Consider the following 7997-nt stretch of genomic DNA (forward strand, 5'->3'; position numbering starts at 1 on the left):
CCCCGGCAAGATCGTTTCGACCAGCCAAGAAGTCGACGTCATGGTGCTGGAGATCGACAGCGCCAAGCGTCGTGTTTCGCTTGGCCTGAAGCAGACCCAGCGCAACCCGTGGGAAGTCTTTGCGGAAACGCATCCCGTGGGCAGCCAGATCGAAGGCGAAGTCAAGAACATCACCGAATTCGGTCTGTTCGTTGGCCTCGACAACGATATCGACGGTATGGTCCACCTGTCGGACCTGTCGTGGGACCAGCGCGGCGAAGACGCGATCCAGAACTACCGCAAGGGCGACACGGTCACCGCTTCGGTCACCGAAGTTGACGTCGAGAAAGAGCGTATCTCGCTGTCGATCAAGGCGCTGGGCGAAGACAACTTCACCGATGCAGTTGATGGCGTGAAGCGCGGCGGGATCATCACCGTCACCGTGACCGCAATCGAAGAAGGCGGCATCGAGGTGGAGTATAACGGCGCCAAGTCGTTCATCCGCCGCAGCGACCTTAGCCGTGATCGGGCAGACCAGCGCCCCGAGCGGTTCCAGATCGGTGACCACATCGACGTTCGCGTGACCAACATCGACCCCAAGACCCGCAAGCTGGGTCTGTCGATCAAGGCCCGCGAGATCGCCGAAGAGAAAGAGGCCGTCGAACAATATGGCTCCTCCGATTCGGGTGCCAGCCTCGGCGACATCCTTGGCGCAGCACTGAAGAGCGGCGACAAGGCCTGACCTCTGGTTGTTCTGACGTGTTTGCTATGAAAAGAGGGCCTTGCCGCATGGCAGGGCCCTTTGCATTTGCCCGCCAGCCCCTTGTTTTCGTTTGTGTGGTGGCAAATTTTGCCTATAGTCTTTGGACAAGAACGTCGTGGCGGTCTCTGCCGAGGGACCGAACCACAGGGGGGACGCACGGATGATCCGGTCTGAATTGATCCAGAAGATCGCGGATGAAAACCCGCATTTGACGCAGCGCCACGTAGAGCGGATCGTCAACACCGTATTCGAAGAAATCATTGACGCCCTGGCCAAGGGTGACCGGGTGGAACTGCGCGGCTTTGGCGCGTTCTCGGTCAAGGCACGGGATGCACGGGTGGGGCGCAACCCCCGCACCGGCGAGGCGGTCAAGGTCGATGACAAGAAGGTTCCCTTCTTCAAGACCGGCAAGCTGTTGCGGGACCGTCTGAACGGCAAGTGATCGCGGGTTTCGGCTGGCCGGGTTGCACAAGGCGCTGAACCGCCCGATACTGGCGTCATTCACCGGAACGGGGGCACGCCAATGATCCGCACGCTGCGCTATGTCTTTCTGGGCGGTCTGGCGCTGGTCTTGCTGACCGTGGCACTGGCCAACCGCGCCCCCGTCGAGGTGCGGCTGCTGCCGGGTGATCTGGCAGCACTGACCGGATTGTCCTTCGCAGCCGAAGTGCCGCTGTTCCTGATCATCTTCGCGGGCATCGTGGCGGGCGTACTGATCGGCTTTGTCTGGGAATGGTTCCGCGAGATGAAGCACCGCTCCACCGCCACCGTAAAGACCCGCGAAGTGGCAAGGCTGGAACGCGAACTGGCGGTGTTGCGTGACAGCACGTCGCTGCCCAAGGATGACGTGCTGGCCCTGCTGGATCAGCCAAAGGCGCGATGATGGGCGAGACCCGTGTCAAGATCTGCGGGCTGCGCACCGAAGCCGATGTGTTGGCCGTGGCCGCCTCAGGGGCTGCCTATGCGGGCTTTGTGTTCTTTGCCAAAAGCCCGCGCAACCTCGGCTTGGCCGAGGCCCGGATGCTGGCACTTTGCGCCCCCGCCGGGCTGGCCAAGGTTGCCCTTGTGGTGGACGCCGACGATGCCTTTCTGGACAGGCTGATTGCCACGGTGCCGCTGGACATGCTGCAACTGCATGGCCACGAGACACCTGAACGGGTGGCCGAAGTACGCGCCCGTTACGGCCTGCCGGTGATGAAAGCCATCGGCGTGGCGGGCGAGGCTGATCTTGCCGGCCTGCAAGAGATGAGCCTTGCCGCCGACCAGTTGCTGATCGACGCCAAGCCGCCAAAGGGGGCTGCGCTGCCCGGTGGCAACGGTCTGGCCTTTGACTGGCGGCTGCTGGTCGGGCGCAAATGGCTGCGCCCGTGGATGCTGGCCGGTGGCCTGACGGCAGAAAACGTGGCCGATGCGGTGCGGCTGATCGGGGCGCGGCAGGTAGACGTCTCCTCGGGCGTGGAAAGCGCGCCGGGGGTCAAGGATCACGCCAAGATCGCGGCGTTTGTCACGGCCGCAGGCTAAGACAGGATCGCCTTTGCCGGCATGTATTTGAACCGTGCGCGCACCACGCCGTGATCGCCACTGCCGGTTTCCTTGTGAGCGTCCTCGTTCAGATGGTCATTGGCGATGGTCAGCCCGTCAAACGCCCAGATCCGCTTTTTCGAATTGTCGTAGAATTCCTGGCTGATCAGAATGTGGTCCAGGCTTTCCCGGGTGTCGTTGAAGATGTGGGTGTAATACACGTCGGTCTGGCTGCGGTACTGTTGCAGGGTCTGCGCGGTGTACAGGTCGGTATCGCCGCCGCCTTCGGACAGCGCCGTCAGGAACCGCGGCTGGCCGGTCATGATGTTCAGCGTGTTGGAATGCTGGCCATCGTTGCAATCGCCCAGCACCACGACGGGGGTGTCGGTGCCCTTCATCTCCTTCGTCACCATCATCCGCAGGGCCATCGCTTCGGCGGTGCGGCGGATGGTGGACAGCGCCCCGCCGATCGCCTCGGTGTGCGGCTGGTGGGTAGCCTTGACGTACCAGGGTTCGCGGAAAATCGCGGTTGGACCCTTGGATTTGAAGTGGCAGACGTAGACCGAGACGACCGGGGCCTTGCTGTGCGGCTTGATCTGGAAATGCAGCACCGGGCGCGAAAAGCGCCGGATGTTCACCTCGACATCGCCTGCCTGCGGATCGTCGCCACGGCTTTTCAGGATGAACTCCTCGGGAAAGAACGCGATCCAGCGCGGCTCACCCACCAGAATGCTGCGGTCGACGGCGGCCCCGCACACGATCATCTGGCCGGCATGGCCTTCGGGCACCAGCGCCACATGGCTGGCATCGAGGCCCGACGCCTTCAGCGCCGCGTCGATGCTGGCCGCGTGCCACACCTCCTGAAAGCCGATCACATCGGCCCGCATTTCCTGCAGCATGCGCGCAGTCCAGGCGATCTTCAGATCATATTCGACCTGCGTCCAACCGCCCGTGTCGCTGTAGACCGGAAGTCCCGGTTCGTTGAGATTGTAGAGGTTGAAGGTGGTGAAGCTGACGGTTTTCGGGGCCATCACGCGTCCTTTCCTGAATGTCGTTCGTCCAATTCGGCCAGGCTACCAGAAATTTGGCGTTCTTGACGTGAATACTCCGTCAGAATGACACGGTGGTGACAGGGGGGCAGCGACGGCTTGTCGCTTTACCCGTCGCCAGACGCGCGCTACATCCGCAAGGCAAAGAGGGAGATCGCCATGGCCGAGGACGGAATCAACAGCTTCATGACGGGTCCGGATGAGCAGGGCCGCTTTGGCCTGTTCGGCGGGCGGTTCGTCAGCGAAACCCTGATGCCGCTGATCCTCGATCTGGAGGAACGCTACGAGTTTGCCAAGACCGACCCCACCTTCTGGGCTGAAATGGACTGGCTCTGGAAGCATTACGTCGGCCGCCCCTCGCCCTTGTATTACGCCGAACGGATGACCGATCATCTGGGCGGCGCGAAGATCTACATGAAGCGCGATGAGCTGAACCACACCGGAGCGCACAAGATCAACAACGTGCTGGGCCAAATCATTCTGGCGCGGCGCATGGGCAAGACCCGGATCATCGCCGAAACCGGCGCGGGCCAGCATGGGGTGGCCACCGCCACCGTCTGCGCCAAGTTCGGGCTGCAATGCGTGGTCTATATGGGCGCGCATGATGTGGAACGCCAGGCGCCGAACGTGTTCCGCATGAAGCTGTTGGGGGCCGAGGTGATCCCGGTCACCTCCGGTCGCGGCACGCTCAAGGACGCGATGAACGACGCGCTGCGCGACTGGGTGACCAACGTGCGCGACACCTTCTACTGCATCGGCACGGTGGCCGGCCCGCATCCCTATCCGGCCATGGTGCGGGATTTCCAAAGCATCATCGGCAAGGAAGTGCGCTGGCAGATGGAGGAGCAGGAGGGCTCGGGCCGCCTGCCCGACACCCTGATCGCAGCCATCGGCGGCGGGTCGAACGCGATGGGCCTGTTCTACCCGTTCCTTGACGACCCGTCGGTGAACATCATCGGCGTCGAGGCGGGCGGCAAGGGTGTGGATGACCGGATGCAGCATTGCGCCAGTCTGACCGGCGGGCGTCCGGGCGTGCTGCACGGCAACCGCACTTATCTGCTGCAGGATGATGATGGACAGATCCTGGAGGGGTTTTCCATCTCCGCCGGTCTCGATTACCCGGGAATCGGGCCGGAGCATTCCTGGCTGCATGACATCGGGCGGGCGAAGTACGTCAGCATCACCGATGCCGAGGCGCTGGAGGCGTTCCAGCTGTGCTGCAAGCTGGAGGGAATCATCCCGGCGCTGGAACCCAGCCACGCCTTGGCGCATGTGATGAAGATCGCGCCCGGCCTGCCGCGCGACCATATCATCGTGATGAACATGTGCGGGCGCGGCGACAAGGACATCTTCACCGTGGCCAAACATCTGGGTCAGGACATGAAAGTCTAAAATCCCACACCTCTGGATTGAACAAAACCCCGTCCTCACCCGGCGGGGTTTTGCATTTTCAGTTCGCGGCGCGGTCATAAACTTTCGTTTAGGGGCACAAACCAAAGGCCTAGGCCCCCGGTTCTAAACCTCAGGGGCATGGATATCCCTGCAGTTTCGCCGCTGACTGGCCGGGTTGCTCATGCTCGGCCAAAGCGATGGCCGGAAACCTCAACGCCACCTCTGGCACATCTGCAAGGAGACACCGGATGAAACTGAGAACCAAACTGCTGATGTTCACGGCCGCAGCGGCGCTGTCGGCGAATATGGCCTTTGCCGCCATCGACGCGCAGGCGCTTGCCGACGGCTACATTGCCGAAGGCTATACCTATGTCGAGGTCAAGGTTGGCCCGACCCAAACCAAGGTGGAGGCGGTCAAGGACGGCACGGTGACCGAGGTCATCTATTCGAACGAAACCGGCAAGATCATCAGCCAGGAAACCCAGGCTGCCGACGAAGAAGAGAGCGCCCTTACCGGGGTGGAAATCAAGACCGTCGACGAGGACTTTGAAGATACCGACGACGAAGACGACGACGAAGACGACGACGGCGAAGACGGTGACGATGACGACGATGACGAAGACGACGATGACGAAGACGATGATGAAGACGGCGATGATGATGATGATGATGAAGACGGCGACGATGATGACGATGATGATGATGATGATGATGACGACGATGACGATGACGATGATGACGGCGAGGACAGCAAGGGCTGACTTTGATCACAACCCGAGCCCCGGCCTTGCCGGGGCTCGGCCTTTGCAGCATAGTTTGAACATCGGGAAGATCCCGGGAGGACCACGATGAAGCGGCGGGCGTTCCTTGCAGGGGTTGGTCTGGCCGGCCTGACAGCCTCGCCTGCGCTTGCCGCAGATCCGGTTACGGACATTGTTGCCCAACTGAAACGTCAGGGCTTTGAACGGATATCAACAGAGCGTACCCTTCTGGGACGGGTTAGAATTGTTGCCGAACGGTCAGACGGGCAGCGGGAAATCATCGTAAACCCCAATACCGGCGAAATTCTGCGCGATCTCTGGACAGCCTCATCCGGCCGCAAGAGCGCCAGCGAGATCGTCAAGGGCGGCAAAGCGTCTGATGATGATGATGACGATGGTGGTCACGGTGGCAATGACGACGATGACGATGGCGATGACGATGACGATGATGACGATGACGATGACGACAGCGAAGGTGGCTGACGGTCGGGCAATCTTGCGGCTCCCAGGTTGAGGCGCCCCGGGCCGATCATCGCGATATTCATTATTCAGGCGTCCTGCGCCTTTTTCTTCGTTTATGACATTCTAGCTTCGGTGCTGGGCATCAAGACCACCCCGATCAGCTGGAAAATGCGCGAACTGATCGAGATCGGTGCTGCGATCGGTCTGGTCCTCGGGGTGGTTCTGGGTGCCTTGTTGCTGTTCAGGGCCTTGCGCGCCCGCAACTCCGCCGAGGCGGGCTTGCGCCGTGCATCGGGGGCCTTCATGGATCTGCTGGAAGAACGCCTTACCGAATGGGGTCTGACGGCTGCCGAACGCGACGTGGCGCTGTTTGCCATCAAAGGCATGTCGACCGCCGAGATCGCAACCCTGCGCGCCACCAGCGAAGGCACCGTAAAGGCCCAGACCAACGCAATCTACCGCAAGGCCGGTGTCACTGGTCGGGCGCAATTGCTCAGCCTGTTCATCGAGGATCTGATGCGCGATGATGCCGGTGTGCGGGCAGCGGCCGCTTTGCCAAGCAACGCCGCCTGACCTTCAGCGCAGGTTGGGGGCCTGTCCTGCCGGGCCCAGCCCGAAGATCAGCCCGCGCCCGATACGGTGCGCCAGCGCAGACCACGCCGCCGCCGTATCGGCTGGCAGTTCGCGGCCCAGGGTTTGGTCAAACAGCGCCAGCCATTCGCCGAACATCCCGGCCTCGACATCCCCCGCCGCCCGATGCACCGCCAGCGGATTAGCATCATAGCCACGCTCGAACAGAATCGCGTTGCGCCAGAACCCGGCGATCTTGGCCTCATGTGCGGCCCAGTCGCCGACATGCGCTGCAAACACCGGTGCCAGGACGGGATGCTGACGCACGCCAGCATAAAAGGTGCCGACAACCGTATCGATTTCGCTGGCGGTAACGGAAAAGCGGGGCGGCAGGGCCATGATTGCTCCTTTGCGCGCCTGTCTGCTGTGCACCGACGCCTTTCGCAAGGTGGCAAATGCCCACAAGGTCAGGGGCTGGCGTTGGCCTGCAGCACGTCCAGCGGCACGATCGACAATGTGGCCTGATGCGTCGCTTCAAGCCGCACTCTTGGCGCTGCGCCCTCTTCGTGGGCTTGCAGAAAGCGTGCTGCACAAAGGCACCACTGATCGCCGGGTTTCAGCCCGACAAAGCCGTATTCCGGGCGCGGTGTCGACAGATCGTTGCCAAGGTACTTCGACAGCGCCAGAAACTCGGCCGTCATCGTGGCGCAAACGGTGTGCACGCCACGGTCCATCGGGCCGGTATCACAGCAGCCATTGCGAAAGAACCCGGTGACCGGGTCGGCAGAACATGATTCCAGCGCACCACCCAGCACGTTGACCGATGGTTCCTGCATCGCCGCCTCCCTTGTCATTCTGTTACCTGCAGCCAATATCCGCACAAGATCGCTGAAAGGACCGCCGATGGAAAGCCTTGCCGAAGACCTTGCGACAATGGTGCGCCGCCCGTTGAGCGATGATCACATCGCTGCCATCCGCCGCATCGGCGAGGAACGCCTGATTCCGCAAGGAACCATCTTTCTGCGCATCGGCGATCCGGCCGATCAGTTCTTCTACGTCCTCGACGGCGGGTTTCAGCTTTGGGATGAAGTGCTGGGCCAGCCGACCAACGCCAACATCCTTGGTGCGGGCCAGTTCATCGGCGAAATCGCGTTTCTGACCGGTGGGCGGATGCTATACACCATGCGCGCCGAAACCCAGGCCCGGGTGCTGGCCGCCCCCCGCGACGCCATGTTGCGCCTGATGGCGGCAGAGCCCGAGATGTCGGACATCATCGTGTCGGTCTTTGCCGCGCGCAGGCGGGCAATGCTGACGCGCAATGCCACCGCCATCACGGTGGTCGGCCCCGCCGAAGACCGTCAGGTCCGCGCCGTTGCCGCCTTTGCCGGGCGCAACAAGCTGCCGCTGACACTGATCGACCCTGCAACCGACGAGGCCCTCGCGCTGGGCAAGACCTGTGCCTTTACCCCCGGTCAGACCCCCATCGTGATCTTTGGCGCA

General features: G+C 62.1%; 12 protein-coding genes. 9 read left to right on the plus strand and 3 right to left on the minus strand.

Annotated elements, in window-relative coordinates:
* From RMO18_RS00650 to RMO18_RS00665, 4 genes are all read left to right on the plus strand, one after another.
* Positions 1 to 721, plus strand: a 721-nt coding sequence (locus RMO18_RS00650; protein WP_309663307.1) for a S1 RNA-binding domain-containing protein, incomplete at its 5' end; no start/stop codon positions are given.
* A gap of 181 nt (positions 722 to 902) precedes the next feature.
* Positions 903 to 1184: an integration host factor subunit beta gene (gene ihfB, locus RMO18_RS00655; RefSeq protein ID WP_309663308.1), complete on the plus strand. Its 282-nt coding sequence runs from the start codon at positions 903 to 905 to the stop codon at positions 1182 to 1184.
* Positions 1185 to 1265: 81 nt separating this feature from the next.
* Positions 1266 to 1625 carry a LapA family protein gene (locus tag RMO18_RS00660; protein ID WP_309663309.1) on the plus strand — a complete coding sequence of 120 codons (360 nt, stop codon included), beginning with the start codon at positions 1266 to 1268 and terminating at the stop codon, positions 1623 to 1625.
* Positions 1625 to 2263, plus strand: coding sequence for a phosphoribosylanthranilate isomerase (locus RMO18_RS00665; RefSeq protein ID WP_309663310.1), 639 nt, complete (start codon positions 1625 to 1627; stop codon positions 2261 to 2263). Before RMO18_RS00660 ends, RMO18_RS00665 begins: the two co-directional genes overlap by 1 nt.
* On the opposite strand, the gene RMO18_RS00670 is transcribed toward RMO18_RS00665, so the two are convergent.
* Positions 2260 to 3294: an endonuclease/exonuclease/phosphatase family protein gene (locus RMO18_RS00670; protein ID WP_309663311.1), complete on the minus strand. Its 1035-nt coding sequence runs from the start codon at positions 3292 to 3294 to the stop codon at positions 2260 to 2262. The genes RMO18_RS00665 and RMO18_RS00670 overlap by 4 nt on opposite strands.
* A 177-nt stretch (positions 3295 to 3471) precedes the next feature.
* Between RMO18_RS00670 and trpB the strand changes: the two genes are divergently transcribed.
* The 4 genes from trpB to RMO18_RS00690 all read left to right on the plus strand — a co-directional run bounded on the left by trpB (position 3472) and on the right by RMO18_RS00690 (position 6500).
* Positions 3472 to 4704, plus strand: a complete 1233-nt coding sequence (gene trpB, locus RMO18_RS00675) for a tryptophan synthase subunit beta (RefSeq protein WP_309663312.1) — start codon at positions 3472 to 3474, stop codon at positions 4702 to 4704.
* Between the two features lie 248 nt (positions 4705 to 4952).
* Positions 4953 to 5465, plus strand: coding sequence for a PepSY domain-containing protein (locus RMO18_RS00680; protein WP_309663313.1), 513 nt, complete (start codon positions 4953 to 4955; stop codon positions 5463 to 5465).
* Positions 5466 to 5552: 87 nt separating this feature from the next.
* Complete coding sequence (locus RMO18_RS00685; protein ID WP_309663314.1) at positions 5553 to 5948, plus strand: hypothetical protein; 396 nt, start codon at positions 5553 to 5555, stop codon at positions 5946 to 5948.
* A gap of 27 nt (positions 5949 to 5975) precedes the next feature.
* On the plus strand, positions 5976 to 6500 hold the full coding sequence (locus RMO18_RS00690) for a helix-turn-helix transcriptional regulator (protein ID WP_309663315.1): 525 nt from the start codon (positions 5976 to 5978) through the stop codon (positions 6498 to 6500).
* 3 nt (positions 6501 to 6503) lie between these two features.
* Here the strand turns inward: RMO18_RS00690 and RMO18_RS00695 are convergent, their stop codons facing one another.
* Complete coding sequence (locus RMO18_RS00695) at positions 6504 to 6896, minus strand: group III truncated hemoglobin (RefSeq protein WP_309663316.1); 393 nt, start codon at positions 6894 to 6896, stop codon at positions 6504 to 6506.
* Positions 6897 to 6964: 68 nt separating this feature from the next.
* The gene (locus RMO18_RS00700) at positions 6965 to 7333 is read right to left on the minus strand and encodes a DUF2237 domain-containing protein (protein WP_309663317.1); all 369 of its coding nucleotides are present in this window, start codon (positions 7331 to 7333) and stop codon (positions 6965 to 6967) included.
* A 67-nt stretch (positions 7334 to 7400) separates the two neighbouring features.
* Between RMO18_RS00700 and RMO18_RS00705 the strand changes: the two genes are divergently transcribed.
* Positions 7401 to 7997, plus strand: a 597-nt coding sequence (locus tag RMO18_RS00705; RefSeq protein WP_309663318.1) for a Crp/Fnr family transcriptional regulator, incomplete at its 3' end; no start/stop codon positions are given.

The sequence above is a fragment of the Tabrizicola sp. genome (assembly GCF_031377265.1).
In the GTDB taxonomy this organism is placed as follows: Bacteria; Pseudomonadota; Alphaproteobacteria; order Rhodobacterales; family Rhodobacteraceae; genus JAUYQR01.

Coding starts and splice junctions, on each gene's coding strand:
- ihfB (WP_309663308.1), top strand. CDS start 903: ATGATCCGGTCTGAATTGATCCAGAAGATCGCGGATGAAAACCCGCAT.
- RMO18_RS00660 (WP_309663309.1), top strand. CDS start 1,266: ATGATCCGCACGCTGCGCTATGTCTTTCTGGGCGGTCTGGCGCTGGTC.
- RMO18_RS00665 (WP_309663310.1), top strand. CDS start 1,625: ATGGGCGAGACCCGTGTCAAGATCTGCGGGCTGCGCACCGAAGCCGAT.
- RMO18_RS00670 (WP_309663311.1), bottom strand. CDS start 3,294: ATGGCCCCGAAAACCGTCAGCTTCACCACCTTCAACCTCTACAATCTC.
- trpB (WP_309663312.1), top strand. CDS start 3,472: ATGGCCGAGGACGGAATCAACAGCTTCATGACGGGTCCGGATGAGCAG.
- RMO18_RS00680 (WP_309663313.1), top strand. CDS start 4,953: ATGAAACTGAGAACCAAACTGCTGATGTTCACGGCCGCAGCGGCGCTG.
- RMO18_RS00685 (WP_309663314.1), top strand. CDS start 5,553: ATGAAGCGGCGGGCGTTCCTTGCAGGGGTTGGTCTGGCCGGCCTGACA.
- RMO18_RS00695 (WP_309663316.1), bottom strand. CDS start 6,896: ATGGCCCTGCCGCCCCGCTTTTCCGTTACCGCCAGCGAAATCGATACG.
- RMO18_RS00700 (WP_309663317.1), bottom strand. CDS start 7,333: ATGCAGGAACCATCGGTCAACGTGCTGGGTGGTGCGCTGGAATCATGT.